The organism is Pseudomonas sp. B611, from assembly GCF_055407965.1.
Window position 1 is genome coordinate 23,317 of the sequence record NZ_JBUZST010000006.1, and the last position, 17,413, is coordinate 40,729.

The following is a 17,413-nucleotide window of genomic DNA, read 5'->3' on the forward strand; positions in this document are numbered from 1 at the left end:
GCATGAGCCCGCTAGGTGACGACATCCCAGCGGACAATTTTTAGTACAGAGTTGAGCGATTTGCGATGAATCCTCATCTCCTTGAGTAGAGAACACCGAATGAGCTACGAGCAAATGACTCGCAGTGATCTCATCAGATTGCTGGAGCAGCACGATCAGGCCCGCTCTGAAGCAGGCAAAGACGGCATCGTCATGTCCTACACGGGCCGAACCGCTCCTTGGCAGATTATTCGTCAAGTAAAACCAAAAATGACAAAAATCAACCAACGGGTATCCGTTGGTTTGCCTTCGGAGCAGGCAGAAAATTTAATAATGGAAGGAGAAAACCTTTCGGCCATGGTGACTCTGTATAAGTACAGGGGGCAGGTAGATTTGGTTTTAACTGACCCTCCATATAATACAGGCGAGGATTTCAGATATAACGACAAGTGGGATCAAGATCCCAACGATCCCGACCTAGGAGATCTCGTACCGAAGGAAGACGGGTCGAGACACTCGAAATGGCTACGTTTTATGACACCTCGTCTTTGGATGATGAGGGAAATGTTAAAGCCGGGTGGGGTGATTGCGATCTGCATCGACCATAGGGAGCTTTACCGTTTGGGCATGCTCATGGATGAGATTTTCCGTGAAGAAAACCGCATTGGCATTATCAACTGGCAGAAAGCTTATTCCCCTAAAAGTGATACGGGTGGGAAGAAAGGTGGTGTTTCAACCGCGACTGAGTACGTTCTAGTTTATGCAAAGGATGGTGATAAAGCTAAAACTGGTTTGCTAGATCGCACCGATGAAATGAATGCTCGGTATACCAATAATGATAACGATCCAGAAGGAGACTGGGCTTCCGATAACCCTTCAGGTCCTGGCGCATCAAGTCATAAAAAAATGGTTTACGCGATTCAGAGTCCCTTTACCGGCGAGTTACATTATCCGCCGTCAGGAGCTTGCTGGAGAAGCGATAAAAAAGACATGAAAGCGTGGTTGCAAGCATGGGGAAGCACCTATGAGGAAAAATGGATTGATGATGAAAATGAATTTATTGACGAAAAAACCAACAAAGTAGTAAAGGTCAAAGCTCTTGTTTTGAAAGGCGCAGAATTCAAAGATGGCGTTTTTCAAGGGCCAAATGAAATCGTTAAAAGTTCTCAGTTAAAAGCAGAAAAAATCAGGGATTCTGATCCCTGGCCTAGGCTTATTTTTACCGGCAACGGTTACGGCGGACCACGCTTAAAGCGTTATCTCAAAAATATTAGAAAGGGTAAAGTGCCGCTTTCCTATTGGGCTGATGAAGATTATGAAACTCCATTTTCGCTTGGAGCGCAGTCTTGGGACCACGAAGAGTCGGGGCATAGTCAAGCCGGAATCAGTGAGCTAACAGCAGTCGTCGGTAAAGGGCACGATTTTAAAACCGTTAAGCCACTTAAGTTAATGTCGAAGATTATTCAAATCTGGTGTAAGCCCGGTGGAATTGTTTTAGATCCATTTGCCGGTTCAGGTACAACGGGTCACGCAGTCCTCGAAGTTAATAAGGCTACCAATACGGATCGTCGATTCATCATGATTGAGCAAGGGAATGATGAAAAAGGTGATTTGTATGCCAAAACGTTAACTGCAGATCGTATTCGCCGTGTTATCAGTGGTAACTGGCAAACAGGATCAAGAGAGCCCTTGGGCGGTGGATTTCAGTTCGCTCAGCTCAAAAGACAGCAAGTGGATGCATCTGCAGTTGTAGCTTTACAACGTGAAGAAATGATCGATTTATTGCTTAGTAGTCATTGGGACAAATCTGACAGAGCGAAAAACTCTCTTTCACGAGTAAGTGACGATAAAGTTAAACATCTTTTTGCTATAAATAATCGTCAAGAGGGTTTTTTCCTAATATGGGAAGGTGCAGATCAACCTTCTATATTAAATAGAGAGGTCTTTAAGGAAGTAGTTGCGGAAGCTAAAGCTCATCAATTATTTGAGCGTTATCACGTTTATGCTGCTTTAGCTCCTTATACAGGGCGGACTGTAGAGTTTTATAAGATACCTGATAAGGTTCTCGAACATATCGGATTTAACTCGCGCGCTGATGCTTATAACAATGATATGGAAGTTGAGGTTGAGCAAGGATGAAAGAGATTAAATTTCAGAACGATGCTGCGCAACAAATTGCACAGCGTTATGCGTATTTTGCGAACCATGATGCTCGCCCTGGTACGCGAAAAACGGCTGATCCTTTCTTTCAAGCTCTTTCAGCTTTAACTGGAGCTGGTAAAACTCCTATTCTTGCAGAGGCTGTCACCCTAATTCGTAATGAGCTTCAGGGGGAGCCAATTGTATTATGGATGTCCAAGGCTAGATCTGTTGTAGGACAGACATATAACAATTTCAATGGTGGTAAATACGCACCGTTGATTGAGGGTTTTCAGGTTTGCTTGATTAAAGACTTGTCGCCTTCAATGATTCAAGATAGCGGTTCGCCCCTATTGATTTTGACCACTACAGGTCTATTTAACAATAAAGATCAAGCTGAAGGTGATTTAAAGGTTTACCGGCCAGGCGAAGATAAGCTTGGGAGTCTCTCTATGTGGCAGAGGCTCATTCAGCGTAATGACGGTTCAGCTAGAAGGCCTCTGATTATTGTTTATGATGAAGCCCACAATCTTTCAGAGCAGCAAACCGACATATTGCGGGAATTAGAGCCTGAAGCATGGCTTTTAGCGAGTGCAACTGTAAAGTTGCCAGCAAAATTTCAGACAATGGTTATTCAGCAGATGCGCGGCTGGGTTCTTCGTTGTGAACATGAGGTTTCTGAATTTAAAGAGCTTAATGCTCTTAAAGATGGAGTGCCTGATTCAGACACCTTTATGACGACTGCTGTTGACAGTAAAGAGGTCGTGAATGCTGAGCTGGTCAAAAATGCAATTAATTTTGATGGCTCGACTGCTCCTATGGAACGCAGCCTCGATGAGTTGATTGATCGGTGGAAACTTATAAAAAGGGAAGTCTCTTTAAGAGATCTTCCAATTAAGCCTAAAGCCATTTATGTTTGCAAAACTAATATAAATGATGACGGGCAAACCGACGACCCGACACGACCTTTTAATCTACGTCAAGCACCACCAATCAAGATCTGGAGATACTTGGTAGAGGAAAAAGGGATAGATCCGTTGACCATTGCTATTTACGCTAATTTGAAATTTTCGGATGGTAGTAAGCCAGACGCGGTAATTCATTATTCGCAAGGCGATGATGACTTCGATAATTTCCAAGAGGGAAATTACGAACACATTATTTTCAACCTATCGTTACAGGAAGGTTGGGATGATCCTGAATGCTATCTTGCATACATAGATAAATCTATGGGGTCATCATTGCAGGTACAGCAATTGATTGGGCGTGTACTTCGTCAACCACACGCTACACATTACGATAGTGAAGCATTGAACGCTGCCCATTTCTTCATTCGTGTAGATAAGAAAAGCGTTTTCAACGAAGCTCTTGAGCTTGTCAAAGCGAAGCTTGACCAGGAAGGGGCTCCAATTGCGATTTCTTCATCTTTTGTAACGGGTAACGCGCCTGGAGCAATCGAGGTATACCCAAGAGAGGAAGCTCTTCCCGACCTCCACAATATTTATGTTCAAAAAGAAGAGGCGATGGAAACTGTCAACGAGCTATTGTCAGTTTTTCCAACCTATTCTGAAGGGTCTGAAGATACTACTGGTAAAGCTGAATCAGCTAGCTTGACTATTAAGCTAGGATCTAAAGACGGAAATACTGCAGGAGTGGAATGGCTAGAAGGTGGCCAGACAAATCCAGTGAGACTGCGCTGGCTTTTGTCTTTGGCTGTGCGATCATCAGCCCCTCAAGCCAACAAGATTCTTGATTCAAAACATCCTAAATTCGATGTGCGTGTACAGGTACGAAGCAACGCGGAATTTCAGGTCAAGATTCTAGCGGAAAAAATAGCCGATGCTTATTTTAATCACTCCGAACTGATATATGAGGATCAAGATTCTTTTAAGTTCAGTCCTATTAGGGTTGTTAAAGAAGGAAGTCATACATTTGTTAACAGTCTCTATCCTCAATACGGGAAAATGAATTCTGAGGAACTGGCTTTTGCAAATGCTCTAGATGAGTCGAGTATGCTATGGCACCGAAACCCATCTACAGGTGGTTATTTCATCCCACTTTTAACCTCTGGTGACACGGCTAACTTTTATCCCGATTTCCTTGTATGGAATAAAGGAATTGTTTACGCTCTGGACACTAAAGGAAAACACCTTCTTACCGATGCTCTTGCTCGTAAAATGTTCGATATTTATGAGGGTAAGACAATAAGGATGCATGTCAGATTCATTGTGAAGGGTAAGCAGGACGTTATTGGAGGTAAAACCACCAATAAAGAAGGTTATACCGTATGGCGAATTAAAGGGAATCAGCCTAAACCCTTTTATGTTGACTCAATTGGAAAAGCAGTTAAAGAGTGCGTTAAATAAGACTCTGAAAAAAGCCTCAGAAATGAGGCTTTTTTAAGCGTGAAGCTGTTTTTACGCCCTACTAATAATTAATTGATTTTGGATAATCTAGTAAGTAAAGGGTTAACTCATCTTTACCCTCGCCTCTGATGGAGCTTTGTGCATCTTCGTTAGGTACAAAAACGGTGTGTGAGCTTGGAAAGTTTTTAACTGCCCAATAAACAGACTGTAAAGAAGCCCAGGGAAGGACGACTACACCTCCGGGGAATGAAGATTTTGTGTCAGTGGTTGCGAGATAATAAGTGCAGGTACGACCATCTTCAAATTTGATAGGAAGACGGCGTTCTTTGAACAGTTCGGTTATGAATTTTTTACCAATCACTTTTTCGAGCTGATGGTTTAAATCTTTAATCGAGCTAGGTGATACAAGGAGTACATGGTCTGCAAGCGAAGTTGCTTTTTGAATGGCTCTTTGCAGTTCTAGATCGCGGTCACCTGGATTAATAGAGTGATATTGCATTAATGACTCTTCCTGAGTGTATGTTTTAAAAGCCCCGATAGGCTTGGGCATCATGCTAGCAGCTTGGAACCATCAAGCAATAGTTTACCCACCTGGGCCATGTGCATAGCTGCACCGTAGAAAGCGCAGACCTCTTTGAACTGGAAGGATTCAGACTCAAGCTCTTCCATGGGTTGCTCCTGGGTATCGATGATCGAATAGGGCTGTGTAGCTCTTGTAGAGAGCGTCATACCGCTCCCAAGACGTTGCCCCAGTGGGTGAGTAGGTCTTGATGTTGATGGTCGTGCCCTTAATCACTGTCTTGCCTTTGTACAGAACGGTGTTGGCCATCTCGTAGTAGTCGATCAGCTTCTCGTCAGTCGCATTCACTGGCACGGGATAGCGTCCTGCCCAAACAACGCTGTGCTGGTAAAAATTGAGGATCTTCTTCTGCGCAGGGTTTCTCTTCACGCTGAGTAGGTGAGCCAGCAAATTCAAGTCGTGTTTTTCAGGTGGAGTAATCCCTTGGCTAACAAGCGCCGCCTTCATTGCGACTTCCAAGGATAGCCCACACAGCATGTGGTAAACGTGGGAACAGGCAAGGTGCATGTCGAACCCTTCACCTAACCCAAGCTCCCTAGCGGCGTGATGACCACGCCCGTTTGACATGGAAAGCCAAATGGCACCGGCAGAGGCATGAAGGTCATTGGCACGATTCCGCCAGTGATTTTGATGGCTCTTGTCGTCCACGAGTGTGGGCCGCTGATGGCGCTGGTAATCCTCATATTCTGGGAAATCTTCTTCCATGTTCAGTCCCTTATGGCAGACGAAAAAAAGCCCCGATAGGCCGGGGCTTCATGCTAGCAGCTTGGAACCATCAAGCGATGGTGTAACCATCGAAAGCGGTTTTCTCAGTGATAGCCTTAACGATGTTTGGTCGATTAGCTGGAACCTCGGAGCCGTCTTTAAGTTTGATGGTTGCCGGATCGAGTGTTTCCTTACCTGCTTCATTCTTGACGATCTTAAAGCCCAACAAGGTGAATACTTTTTCGTCTTGTTTCAGATTCACAGCAGCTCGGCCCCAGCGGGCGAACAGCTTTTCAGACTTACCGTTGTGCGTCACGGTGTGAAAAGTCGGCTCGGCGGATTGGTCTTTCTCGCTGGTTTTGCGAGTGCCTTTTGTTTTGCCACCGGCATTTTTCAACGCTACGTGTGTGCCTTTGATGACCTCAAGCGAAATGTCATATGCCAAGGCTTTGAATTCGTCCTGGAACGCCAACAGAACGCGTTCAAAAGAAGTGCTTTTCTTCAAGTCTGCCAGTGACTTGAGGTTGGCTTTTTCCGCATCTTTTAGATTTTTCAATTCTTCAAAAAGCTTAACCAGCTTTTCGTCATCGCCCGACGTCGCTGCAGCGGAGATTTGAGCGTGGATGTCAGTCAAGGCTGATGAAGTCGTGACAGACAGCATGTGCTTCAAAACCTTTGCGCCCAGCTCCCTGGCAGGAGCTGCGTGGAGATCAGCACCAATGGCGGTTTCGTATTCAGTTTGAGAGGCTTTGTCAGTCATTCACTCGTTCCTTGCGTGCGTGCGTGTTGGTGTTTTTAATAAGAATTGCCTGAAGATAATTGATGGAAAACCTATTGTCAATTTGTTTAGCGTGGTTTTATAAAAGAAAATGATATAATTGTTCATATAACTAACAAGTCTAATATGAAGTATACAAAAGAAGAAGAAAAGCAAGCGCTGGCAAAAAGAAATCAAGGAAACGAAATAGATGATGCACAGCAAACAAAAGATATTGATGACATGCTTGCCAAAAAAGGTGTTTTTAAGAAATTACCTGAACCAGATCCAGTGCCTCAACCAGAACAACAAGAGGTTATGAGTGGTGGTGTAAATGTTAAACGTGCCCTGCCTTTGACTAAGCTTTCCAATGAAGACGAAGAACAGCTACCAATTGATGAGTTTATTTCAGCTCTGCTGAAAATAGGTAAAAATTACGATAGAAAAGTAATGCAGAAGAAAGACGACATACATGATGGTGTAGACCTTTTCTTCATCAAAGTAGGGCAAGAACGCGCCATTGATGTGAGTGTAAAGCATAGTGGTGATATACGATTCAATGAAGGTGATTTGAATTGCCAGATGAATCAGGACATAGTGCGGGCAGTAGCTCCCTTCAAGTTTCACCAGCCTGACACCGTGCTTGAGGTGTGGGTAGATGATTCTAAAAAGACTCCAGAAGCAATTGCTGCGCAAGAATTATTTATCAAGAACACAATTGGTACGTTGATAGAGTCAGGCGTTAGTCTCGACCGTATTTTTTTAAAAAACGAGCAATTCAATTCTATTCTTGAAAAGTACAAAACCGACGCACAGGCAGCTAATCCAGAAGAGCCCGCTGTAGCTGGTGTTAATGTCGTGAGTCAAAACAAGCCTGTTGAAAAGCCAGTTGAACCTGCTGCACCAGTAGCTGAATCATCTCAAAAGGTCGCTCAACCAAAAGAAGAAATTCCTGCGGAGCAGAGCGCCGATGTAGTGAAAAATAGAATTGAAGAGATCTTTTTGGGCGAAGGGTTGTTCAGGAGGGGAGATTCTATATTGGATATGATAAATAGAGGGGTAGAATTAGATAAAACAGAAGGGCTAAAGATTAAAATATCACATGATGGCAGTACCTTTAATGTCACAAAGATTGGGGGTGATGCGAGCATTCCAGATCGAAATTTTCAATTTGATACTTCGAAGATGCCTGATGCTGAAGAATACAGAAGGGTCTTCAATTCGCTTGAAGGTCAAGGGCAACTGGCGATCATAAGATCAGGTATGAATCTCGAAAATTTTGTTAAGCAAAAATCTTATCTAAAGAAAAATGGGATTGATTTGTCATTTTCAGATGATTACCAAGACGTGGTTGTTTCGAAAGTAAATGGTAATACAAAAGAGAGGGAGACATTTCCTCTAAGTAGCATCGTGGTTGGGACTTCAAAATTAGGGGCGGGGTTGTTCAACGCACTGAATAATATTTCAAGCGCAGATAATCAGTTTAAAGAAATAAAGCCAAGCAATGCAGCCAAAGCAGCAAGCGCGGATGCTTTGTTTGAGCCAAAACCTGTGGATGTGGAAGAGAGGAAAACAAGTCGAAGAAACAAACCTTCGATGTGAATGAAATAAGAGAACCTTCGGGTTCTTTTTTTGCGCATAATTTACTGATTGCGAAATGGTATAATTAAAGCAATAACAAACAAATCTAAAATGAAGTTCATAGACAAAATTAAAGATAATCTCAAAGAGGTTTTCGGCGGAAAAAAAGACGGTGGATTCACAGAGAATACTGTAGATGTAATTCAATCTTTTCAAGATGCAGATTCAACGCCCAGTGTCATCAATGATTTGCCGGAGAATCAAGAGCAGTATAGCGATGATATATTGAAGGCTTTCGCTGAAGAGTCTAAAACCTTTGGCATGGGAAGCAATAGTCAAACTAAATATGATTATTTGACTGATACAGATGGGGCATTTCGTGACAAAGTTATTGCTAGTATTAATGTAAAGCGAATACCAGAGTCTGAGCTGGCTAAAAGCCCTGAAAATTCAATGGTTGAGGCAAAAGATTATCTAGCTGAGTTGAAGGTAATTCTAGAAAAATACAATATGTCTATAATGGAGTTTTCTAACTCAAAGATTAAGATAGCGGATGAAAGAAATAGAACTCAATTTGACCTCAATAGATCAGGGGGGGTTAGATTTTATGTAAATATCAATGGTCCGTGGGTTCAAGAGGTTGTTGATTTTGAAGCAAGGCATAACTATTCCGGGAACAGAAAAAGCATTGAGCTTTCAACAGATCCAGATTTAGTAAGCCATGAAGAACGTAAAAAATATTTCGTGTCATGTTATAAAACCCTTCATGCTGCGGGTATCGATCATAAGAGAATTGTCGTTCTTGATAAAGATTTCAGGTACTTGATGGATGAGTTAAAGCCTAAAATCGAACCTGTCAAGGTTGATGCGGAGTCAACCAACAATGCGAAACCATTGAATTCGCAAGCCCCGCCCCTGACTGGTGGTGTTAAAACTATAACTGCACAAGAAGCATTAGAACAACGCACGTTAAGAATGCTGAAAGTTTTCGGTGGTGATTTGGATTTCTTGGATAGTAAAAGACCAGTCCTCGCAAGTGAACATAATTTAGACATTACGTTCAGCGATGATGGTCAGCATGTGACAGGTTCGACTGTTGATAAAAAGCTATCTGCAACATTTCTTACAAAAACCGTAGAAAAAGGAGAAAGGTATCTTCAAGAATTAAGCACGAGAGAGATAAGCAATTCAATTCGTAGCATTGTTATGAACTCTAAAGGCAACCTATCCACATTTGAAGATTTAACAGTAAAGGCTTCAAATGGTTTATGTATTGATATTTCTATTTCAAAAGATTCTAAAAATATTGTTGGTGAAAAAGCGAAAGACGGAAATCTACACAAAGTATCATTAGAGCTAAATGGCATTAATGGAGGTAAAATTCTTTCAGAAATGCACAAGCTTGAAAAGAATGAGCAAGACGACAACACAGTGCGTGAGGCAGTTAAAAGAGGGTACAAACCATGATTTCGATGAAGGGGCTGTTCTCCTTCTTCGTACCTAACCAAGCTCAAAGGCCAAGAAGCAAGGAGGCTTCCAAAGCTGCAGATGAGCTGGTGGCGAAGCCTGAATTCCTCAATAGATGTCGAGAACGTTTGATCAGCGCCATGATTCGCTCGTCACGGTCCTTGCCGCTTGTGGTTTCCCATGATGGTGAACAGTTGACAGCCACGGCCAACGGCTTGGATTCTGTTCTCATGAAAGCCAAGGGATTCTGTGTACTGGACGTGCGTACCCAGTCTGCAGAGCTTGTTCTTTCCGTCATAAGGGACATACACCATGAGTTCTCAGTGGGAGCCACGAACGAAGGCCAGATCATTCTCTCCCTGGTAGCTGATGAAGCTGTAACGCCAGAAGGGGGCCTTGTAAGGCTCATCACTGACGTAATCCACGCTGCGTGCATCGATCTGCCTGACTCGGTGCTGGAAGCTGGGCGTGATTCCGTGGAGGGACAAGTTCAAGCTGTGATTGCGCGTAAGCTGGCTTCTAACCTCGGGCAGTACTTCGCTGACAATCAGCGCATCCCGTTAGCTGTAGCTCGTCATGATGCCTTGAAGGCGCCTCACCTGGTGGGTGATGAAGACTTGAAAAGCTTTTTGGATAAGAAACTACAGAAGAATGCAGATGTTCTATTCGATGAACTTTACACATTTGATACGACAAGCACCTACAGAAAAGGCGATTAAAGGTCGCCCTGTAAATCTGTAAATATCTCGGCTAGCACTGATTTGTTCGTTGGAAATTTTAGGCAGATTGTTAGAATTTCCATGGGTTGTCTGTATTCCCATTTGACCTTCGAATAACCCATCTTGAAAATAATCCTGTCCAGCTCGAATAGATTTTCTACAAAGTGAGTGTTGATCTTGTTGTTTTCGAATTGGGTGTACTTAAAAATACTATAATAGTCATCCATGTGTTTTACGAATGCCTTTACCTCTTCAATGCACATTTTCCATTCGGATGAGCCGGGTTTGATTTTTGTGTAAGTCCTAATCATGCTAGTGACAAACATTAGAGATGCACAGGTTTCGATTGGTTGTTTCAGAAAATTGCTTGTGATTATTTGATCAAATGCAGTGCAGTATTTATCCAGCGGGGCGCCTAGTTTCTTCTTAATCCCGGCATACGATTTGTCTTCCGTTGGCGGGCCGGAGTTGAAAATCTGATCAAGAATGTCTGAGTTTGGATTGGGTATATCTTTTTCGTCATCCCCGTTTATCCCTGAATTTAAATTTTCCATCATTTGATTTATCGCGTCTTCTTCATATTCGTCTGTCATAATATCCTCATGATATTGGTTGGTATTGAAAGTATTTTCATTATTCTTTGTTGAGCTTTACTAGCCGTAAGAAAGGCTCTGTAAGACTTTGCTTTTTTATTGAGATATTTCTCGTTGTACCTTTGGAACAGGTGCCCGTATTTTCTCAGAAAGGGTTCATAACTGATTAACAAGTCTTTATGAAGCGTAGGGTGTTCCGTCATATAGTCTGTTGGGTATCTAAGCCATTCAGGTTTATTCACGTAATGGGTAAAGTATCGTGCATAGTTTTTCTTTAGCAAAAAAGCGATGTATTCATTAATGCTGTTTGGTCTGGCGTTTTCAGCCCACTCATCAAATTGGCATAATTGAAAAGCATCAAAGGCCAGCCAGTTTTCTTCATTCGTAGTGAAGTTGTTTAATGATTCTTCGTTTTGAATCTGTGCCCAGTCATTTCTGATTTTAAAACGATGATCTGTACAACGGCTATTAGCTCTATAGCCACTGACATTGAGTGCGTCAGTAGGAAAAGCATATAAAGAATTTAGGAAGCCTTTCAGGTCTTTCTCATAGAACCACTTCAAACGAAAAGCGAAAGGTTTGTTAGCCAAGCGTTGTGAATAATCGTCAAAGATAAGCGCGTTAATTAAATCGTTGCGCGTTGGGCAGTTCGAAAAGAAAAGTAGAAATTCAATTTCTTTGTTGTACTTGTAGAGAATGAAAGGATTAGTCAGCTCTGTGTAGTTTTCAGCGTTGATAATTTCATCGAGAGTGTTGGGTTTCGGATCAAAGTCGAAAGTCTTGCTGTAAAGCAATTCATCCAAGTCATTGATCGGGATCTCTCGCCCTTTGGTCAGACTAGCTTTAAACATAATGTCATTGTTTGTTTTTCTTCTCTAATTATACCATTTGTAGGTGATGTAACTCGCCTTATAGAATAAAGAAAAATCAGGCATTAGCCTGACTGTTTTTTCTTCTGTAAATGATTAGGTAAGAGAGACCCATTGGAATGATGGTGTAAGCAATCAGGCCGCAAATGATTTGCGTGACATTTGATTTTTGAGATGCTACCACCAGCCAGTCTATGAAACTGAAACTACCAATGGAATGGCTCATGAAAATTGAGCAAGCTATCAATATGGCAAACGCAAGTATTGCAAATTTGAAGAGGCGTTCAATTTTATAGTATTTAGCATAAGGTTGAGTTGTAGATGGTTTTGAGTTTTGCATGATTGTTAAGTTTGTTTTTATAATTATACCATTTTGTCAGGAGGATTCTTTGAGAAAGACGTTACTAAAATATGCGAGGTCTTTTAGATTTGATTTTGGATAGTATGCAAAGACTTGGCAAGTGGTCGCATCCACTGCGACCATGCAATGCAATTCCTGTAATGGGTTTTCAATTGCAACGTAAAGCTTATGTGTTCGTGTTTCTATATCTTGGGTTAAATCTGCGAATGCTTCGGCTCCGCTTGGAATGTATTTGATGACCGGGGCTTCAAGGTCTTTTATTATTGAGCGTAAACCTTGAAGAAGATCTGTTTGGTTAATCTTGATGGCCGTTTCTGAAGGGCTCCTGTACGGCATGAATTTCCTATACGCTTTACTGTAGTCTTCGTTAGTAAAAGAATCCCAAGTGTCGTAATTCACCACAACCTTGAAAAAGCGGCAAAGGTGTAGCTTCAAATAATCTTCATTAGCTGTTTTGGATTTACCATTATGTGTAATGTCGAATTCAAAGCAGCAGTGGTGTTCGTGTTCGATGCGTATAGCATCTGGTGCTGTGATACTGATGTGTCGTTCTAGTAGCAAGTCTCTTGTGAAATGCACCTGAATCTTTGTAGTGAAGCGTTTTCTTTGGGCCGTGTATATCATCAACTCACTGGTATTTGTTTGATGAAGTTTCGCCAGGGCTTGAATTAGGTTTTGATTGATTGATGGCTTTCCGTTTGCTGTGAAGTCTTGAAATGTTAGTTTTAGTTGAGGATTTAATACGTGGATGTTTGAATTCGTCATGTGCGGGAAATTATTTATTTAACGTATTATACCATTTGAGCTAATCGCATTTGCTATAATGACAAAAACAACTGTGTAAAATATGAATGAATTAAACTTTAACGAACCGCCAGTGCAGATTGATTTACCAGATCTATTCGGAACAGAAAAAACAAAAGAGAACGTCGCGGGAAGAACTGACTCACTGATCCAAGCGTTAAGCTCGATAACTGAACATCGTGGCTTGAATGCATCACTTGCCGCGATCAAGCTCCCAGCACCAGCACCAGCACCAGCACCAGCACCAGCACCAGCACCAGCACCAGCACCAGCACCCATCTTAGCGCCTGCAGTAGCCTCTGTTGAGCCTTCGCAAGGCATCGGGGATGATGAGTGGCCTGTCGTTGTGCCTGACGTGATTGTGCCCCTTGGTGTGAGCGAATCGTATGAGCCTCTAGGCATCGTCCAGGTAGAGGAAGAAGTAAGCTTAGACGTAGCTATAGCAACGCCACCGGCTACGCCTGTGGAAGAGAAGGGCGGTTCCCTGGCTGATTACAAACGCTGGGCTCTTGAGTACAAGAAAGAAGAAGAAGCGCTTTTGCGAGATGCTTTTAAAACTGCACGAATATTAGTCAGCTACGATTTTGACCCAACCTCATCAGAATTCGACTATCTTGAAAATGTGCTGAAAATGGCTCTTATCAAGCGTGGAGTCTACAACGAATGTAGACATGAAATCTCAAGGCGTCTGTTCGACCAATTCATAAGTGAGTGATAAGCTTAAAAATGATAAAGGCCCCGTATGGGGCTATTTTTATACCTGAAGCCCTAGCTTGGTCATAGTCCCTTGTACTATGACGATGGTGTGAACTAAATCTACTATTAATGTAGAAGCGCAGAGCTGTCCCATAACGCCTATGAAACTACGTTGTCCTGAACCCGTGGAAATTTTATGAAGGGCAAATAAAGCATTCACGAAAAATAGAAAGCCCACCATCTGTAAACCAGATATTATGTTTTTAAGATTCCCTTCTAGCTCTCCTGAATGTTGCGAATCAATCATTGATTTCACCTTGTCAAAGGTTGGTCCTGATATTTGACTGCTTGCAACACTCCAACACATATCCTTATTTTTACCGATTTTCCAATCTTCAAATGCATCTTCATTGGTTATATAGCAAGCCCCTTTAGATTCTGAGTTGAAGGTTTTAACGACAGAATCCACGGTAGAAGTGATGTTGAGCATTAAAACACCAATGATCAAACCGAAAATCATCTTGTTCTTAACTTCGTGTTTGCCCTGTGCGCCTACTTCAGTGTAAAGAACCATATTTTTAAAGGCTATGACTATAAATATTAGCCCTCCAAATACGCTGATTGTTTTAGTTAGCCAGATAATTATTGAAATTAGATATTGATATTCGTCCTCGTTGGAATTATCCATCACTGCGTCATAGTCATCGTCATTGTCATCTGTTCCCACAAAGCTGCTTGTTCGATCTGATGCTGTTTGGCCTGTTATTGGCTCTGCAAAGCTATTGGGAATTGTTGTAAGTGAAATGGCGACGATTGCTAAAAGAATCATTAGCCATCTTTTTATTGTTTTCATTGTATTAGAAGGTTTGTTTCTCAAATTATACCATTTTTAAAATGCTATAATAAATACAAACAAACAAGCCAAAAATGAAAAAGGAAATAACTGTCGATGATGTAAATGCGTTAAATGCTTTTAGTCTTGAGATCGAAGGCGATCAGCTAAAGAGACTGTCGATCCTGGTGAAAGCCAGAATCAAGGGGGATAAGTTTTTAAGCTTTACTAAAAAAATGCAGAAGATAACAAAAATCAAAGTGATGAATTTCAGAGCGCCTATATTTATCACTTTCAGTGAGTCAGCAGTTTCTTCGCTCCATGACTTAAGTCTTGAGCTTATCAGTAAGGAGGCTGTTAAATGAAAATAGGAAAAAAGAAGCCATTTAACTACTACGATGATGAAGAGCCGATCACGCATAAAAAAACAGATGATGAGGTTGACGAATGTTTGAGTCTGGATCTGAATATCCAGCTTGAGCGGAAAAAGCATAAAGAATTTAGGGAGAATTGGAAACCTATTAATACAGACCTTTGAGTCTGTTTTGTTATTTTTGCTTAATGGTAAATTTGATTAAAGTGAAATGCTATAATTCGCTTAACAACAAACTTTACTAAAAATGAATACATATGAAACGATTGCGCTTGAGCTAGAAGATAAGAAAGATAATGACTACGTTAAGGCTGTGAGGCTTCACAATCAAGAAGCCAAAAGAAGACGATTAGCGGAGGAATTGGCTAGATATGACTTGGTTGTTGAAGCTGACAGATTAGCTAATCTATATTTCCACAATTTTGAAGATGAATTTGCTCAAAACCTTCCGTCTACCAAGGACGCTTACCTTTTTGCAGTAGGTAAACTGTCTACAATGAATTTAACCCCCGATGAAAAGAAAATCATAAGGTTGAAAATCATCGGTGGATAAAAAATCGGAGTGCGTTTTTGAAGGCAGTAGTTATAACTACTGCCTTATTACTATTTCTACCAAATGAATTTTTTGTTTTTTTCCGTCAGCGGAATATCACGTTTGATTTCATTGACCTGTTGGAGCGGTGTTGTGCTTCCATTTTTGTTGATTATATAAAGCTTGTTGTCTGAATCCATTCCTAGATCGAATTCATAAGGTCTATCATCGTCACGATCCATTTTTACGATTTTGATAGCGTTATTATATTTGCTGGGTGTAAACGAACTCACTTGAGTATGCCCCGGTGTACCATCCACGAAGAGTTGTACTTTTATAAACCGTACACCTTTCATATCGGCAGGATTGCCAGTGTATTTGATGTCTCCCTCTGCATACCTAGTGATCATGTAAGCATACTCGGTTTCTTGCTGGTCGAATTTTACATATTTCGACTTGCCTACCTGATCGATGACTTTGTTACCAAAGCCCTGAATATCCGCGCTGACTTGGTTTTCATTGTAGCTATCGTTTTTCGAAAAGCTTGTGTCAGCTTGTACAAGTGTAGCTGTTGAAATTAGCAAAGCTGTAAATGCAAAACTGCTGATTTTTTTGATCATGGTATGAAATTCCATTTAGAAAGCGTAAGGTTTAGAAAGCGTAAGCACTTTTTTTGTCTTTTCTTGAAACGTACTTCTTAATTGTATCGACCTGCTCTAAGTGGGTCGTAGACGTAGGGCCGTCGATTAAGAACAACCGTTTGTCTTCATCCATTCCAAGGTCGAACTCGTAAGGGCGATCATCATTACGGTCCATTTTTACAATGCGGATCGCATTATTATATTTGCTAGGTGTAAAAGTACTGACCTGTTTTGGAAGCTCAAAACCGTCTTTGAAAGCTCTCACATTAATAAAAATGACACCATTTAGGTCTTTAGCATTTCCCGTGTATTGCACATCGTTTGAACCAAGACGTTCAATGATGTAGGCATATTCAGTTCCTTGTAAATCGAATTTTAGATACTTTGATTTTCCTGCCTGATCTAAAATCTGATTGCCGAAACCTTGTATGTCTGCACTCACCTGTTCCACCCGATAGCTTTCATTCTTCGAAAAGCTAGGGGCAGCATGAACAAGCGTGGCAGTAGAGAAAATCAAAGCTGAAAGCATTAGGTCAGTGATTTTCATTTAACGATTCCTCGCACCAGCATCGTTATTGAAATCACCGCAATGATGAAGATTGTCCATCCGAACACTCGGTCTCTTTGTTCTTGTGTGAATTTGTTGACGAATTTGGTGAGCGCGTACAAACCCCAAATCATCGGGAGAAGAAGGACGTACCCCAGGCCACTCTCAAAGCCCTGCGCACCCGCAAATACAAGGACGCAGACGACAAGGTAGATAATCTGGACAAGGTTGCCTTTCAGGCTGACTTCTTTCTGAAAGGTCTCACGCATTTCCTTGCCGTGGGCTTTGTCACGCTCGTTGGCCTGAAAATGGGTTTCGTGCTTCTGGCCGTCATACGACAACCATTTATCATTCTCATCGCGATCTGCCATTCCCTGAATCCTCAACCATATCGAACGTAGCGCCCCTGACAGACGGCATGGTGGCCGTCTGATACCTAAAGCGGAGTCTACGCCAGCCATCGTATTCTTAGCAAAAAATCCGATGGCACGAAGCGTTTGTAGACAAGGATTTTTACTGTGAAGTGCTTGTTTGAAATATGTGAACAGGCTGAAAAACTGTGGTGCTTGCAAAAGCGATTAAGAAATACCGCCTAGGGAAGGGAATCACACAAGCGGAGCTAGCCAATCGGTCAGGGTTCGACCCCAAGACGATCAGTCGATTTGAAACGGGCGAGTACGTTCCAACCGTGGAGGCTGTCTACAAATTTGCTGAAATTCTTGGCGTGCCGGTCAAAGAGTTTTTTGCGGATCTGGATGGGGAGATTGAGCAGAGGGCTTTTCTCTTTGAAGTTATCCACAACGCTGATGCTGATGAGCTGAAGAGACTTGTAGCGTTGGTAGGGAAGGCTCGCAAGAAACCCAAGCCCTAAA

Annotated in this window: 20 protein-coding genes; 10 read left to right on the top strand and 10 right to left on the bottom strand. The window is 41.9% G+C overall.

Features of this window, described 5'->3' with window-relative positions:
- Positions 1-99 precede the first annotated feature (99 nt).
- On the top strand, positions 100-2,118 hold the full coding sequence (locus ACZRMO_RS14885; RefSeq protein WP_097191574.1) for a site-specific DNA-methyltransferase: 2,019 nt from the start codon (positions 100-102) through the stop codon (positions 2,116-2,118).
- Positions 2,115-4,484 carry a DEAD/DEAH box helicase family protein gene (locus tag ACZRMO_RS14890; protein WP_122752465.1) on the top strand — a complete coding sequence of 790 codons (2,370 nt, stop codon included), beginning with the start codon at positions 2,115-2,117 and terminating at the stop codon, positions 4,482-4,484. Before ACZRMO_RS14885 ends, ACZRMO_RS14890 begins: the two co-directional genes overlap by 4 nt.
- A 61-nt stretch (positions 4,485-4,545) precedes the next feature.
- Here the strand turns inward: ACZRMO_RS14890 and ACZRMO_RS14895 are convergent, their stop codons facing one another.
- The 3 genes from ACZRMO_RS14895 to ACZRMO_RS14905 form a co-directional block, all read right to left on the bottom strand.
- Positions 4,546-5,034 carry a hypothetical protein gene (locus ACZRMO_RS14895; protein ID WP_463973336.1) on the bottom strand — a complete coding sequence of 163 codons (489 nt, stop codon included), beginning with the start codon at positions 5,032-5,034 and terminating at the stop codon, positions 4,546-4,548.
- 105 nt (positions 5,035-5,139) lie between these two features.
- Positions 5,140-5,769, bottom strand: a complete 630-nt coding sequence (locus tag ACZRMO_RS14900) for a HEPN domain-containing protein (RefSeq protein ID WP_301278865.1) — start codon at positions 5,767-5,769, stop codon at positions 5,140-5,142.
- 70 nt (positions 5,770-5,839) lie between these two features.
- On the bottom strand, positions 5,840-6,529 hold the full coding sequence (locus ACZRMO_RS14905; protein WP_301278864.1) for a hypothetical protein: 690 nt from the start codon (positions 6,527-6,529) through the stop codon (positions 5,840-5,842).
- A gap of 144 nt (positions 6,530-6,673) precedes the next feature.
- Between ACZRMO_RS14905 and ACZRMO_RS14910 the strand changes: the two genes are divergently transcribed.
- The 3 genes from ACZRMO_RS14910 (at position 6,674) to ACZRMO_RS14920 (ending at position 10,293) form a co-directional block, all read left to right on the top strand.
- On the top strand, positions 6,674-8,128 hold the full coding sequence (locus ACZRMO_RS14910; protein WP_463973337.1) for a hypothetical protein: 1,455 nt from the start codon (positions 6,674-6,676) through the stop codon (positions 8,126-8,128).
- A 90-nt stretch (positions 8,129-8,218) separates the two neighbouring features.
- On the top strand, positions 8,219-9,574 hold the full coding sequence (locus ACZRMO_RS14915; RefSeq protein ID WP_463973338.1) for a hypothetical protein: 1,356 nt from the start codon (positions 8,219-8,221) through the stop codon (positions 9,572-9,574).
- The gene (locus ACZRMO_RS14920; protein WP_463973339.1) at positions 9,571-10,293 is read left to right on the top strand and encodes a hypothetical protein; all 723 of its coding nucleotides are present in this window, start codon (positions 9,571-9,573) and stop codon (positions 10,291-10,293) included. Before ACZRMO_RS14915 ends, ACZRMO_RS14920 begins: the two co-directional genes overlap by 4 nt.
- Here ACZRMO_RS14920 and ACZRMO_RS14925 read toward each other — a convergent pair.
- From ACZRMO_RS14925 to ACZRMO_RS14935, 3 genes are all read right to left on the bottom strand, one after another.
- A complete protein-coding gene (locus ACZRMO_RS14925; protein WP_463973340.1) occupies positions 10,290-10,886 on the bottom strand; it encodes a hypothetical protein in 597 nt (198 codons plus the stop codon). The two genes, ACZRMO_RS14920 and ACZRMO_RS14925, sit on opposite strands and share 4 nt — an antisense overlap.
- Entirely contained in the window at positions 10,883-11,737 is an 855-nt protein-coding gene (locus tag ACZRMO_RS14930) for a hypothetical protein (RefSeq protein ID WP_463973341.1), read from the bottom strand. Before ACZRMO_RS14930 ends, ACZRMO_RS14925 begins: the two co-directional genes overlap by 4 nt.
- A 394-nt stretch (positions 11,738-12,131) precedes the next feature.
- Positions 12,132-12,881 (bottom strand): hypothetical protein, encoded by a 750-nt coding sequence (locus ACZRMO_RS14935; protein WP_463973342.1) that lies wholly within the window; start codon positions 12,879-12,881, stop codon positions 12,132-12,134.
- Positions 12,882-12,963: 82 nt separating this feature from the next.
- Here ACZRMO_RS14935 and ACZRMO_RS14940 point away from each other — a divergent pair, with 82 nt between their 5' ends.
- On the top strand, positions 12,964-13,635 hold the full coding sequence (locus ACZRMO_RS14940) for a hypothetical protein (protein ID WP_463973343.1): 672 nt from the start codon (positions 12,964-12,966) through the stop codon (positions 13,633-13,635).
- Between the two features lie 39 nt (positions 13,636-13,674).
- On the opposite strand, the gene ACZRMO_RS14945 is transcribed toward ACZRMO_RS14940, so the two are convergent.
- Positions 13,675-14,445, bottom strand: coding sequence for a hypothetical protein (locus tag ACZRMO_RS14945; protein ID WP_008438378.1), 771 nt, complete (start codon positions 14,443-14,445; stop codon positions 13,675-13,677).
- A 98-nt stretch (positions 14,446-14,543) separates the two neighbouring features.
- Between ACZRMO_RS14945 and ACZRMO_RS14950 the strand changes: the two genes are divergently transcribed.
- The 3 genes from ACZRMO_RS14950 (at position 14,544) to ACZRMO_RS14960 (ending at position 15,374) form a co-directional block, all read left to right on the top strand.
- Entirely contained in the window at positions 14,544-14,813 is a 270-nt protein-coding gene (locus tag ACZRMO_RS14950) for a hypothetical protein (RefSeq protein WP_008438377.1), read from the top strand.
- A complete protein-coding gene (locus tag ACZRMO_RS14955; protein ID WP_157222872.1) occupies positions 14,810-14,986 on the top strand; it encodes a hypothetical protein in 177 nt (58 codons plus the stop codon). The genes ACZRMO_RS14950 and ACZRMO_RS14955 overlap by 4 nt, the downstream gene beginning before the upstream one ends.
- Before the next feature lie 82 nt (positions 14,987-15,068).
- Positions 15,069-15,374 (top strand): hypothetical protein, encoded by a 306-nt coding sequence (locus ACZRMO_RS14960; RefSeq protein ID WP_008438376.1) that lies wholly within the window; start codon positions 15,069-15,071, stop codon positions 15,372-15,374.
- A 56-nt stretch (positions 15,375-15,430) separates the two neighbouring features.
- Here the strand turns inward: ACZRMO_RS14960 and ACZRMO_RS14965 are convergent, their stop codons facing one another.
- The 3 genes from ACZRMO_RS14965 to ACZRMO_RS14975 are packed head-to-tail and all read right to left on the bottom strand — an operon-like array spanning position 15,431 to position 16,912.
- Positions 15,431-15,973, bottom strand: a complete 543-nt coding sequence (locus ACZRMO_RS14965) for a hypothetical protein (protein WP_008438375.1) — start codon at positions 15,971-15,973, stop codon at positions 15,431-15,433.
- Positions 15,974-16,004: 31 nt separating this feature from the next.
- Complete coding sequence (locus ACZRMO_RS14970) at positions 16,005-16,541, bottom strand: hypothetical protein (protein WP_008438374.1); 537 nt, start codon at positions 16,539-16,541, stop codon at positions 16,005-16,007.
- The gene (locus ACZRMO_RS14975; RefSeq protein ID WP_008438373.1) at positions 16,538-16,912 is read right to left on the bottom strand and encodes a hypothetical protein; all 375 of its coding nucleotides are present in this window, start codon (positions 16,910-16,912) and stop codon (positions 16,538-16,540) included. Before ACZRMO_RS14975 ends, ACZRMO_RS14970 begins: the two co-directional genes overlap by 4 nt.
- A gap of 191 nt (positions 16,913-17,103) precedes the next feature.
- On the opposite strand from ACZRMO_RS14975, the gene ACZRMO_RS14980 reads away from it, so the two are divergent.
- A complete protein-coding gene (locus tag ACZRMO_RS14980; RefSeq protein WP_008438365.1) occupies positions 17,104-17,412 on the top strand; it encodes a helix-turn-helix domain-containing protein in 309 nt (102 codons plus the stop codon).
- Position 17,413: the final 1 nt, after the last annotated feature.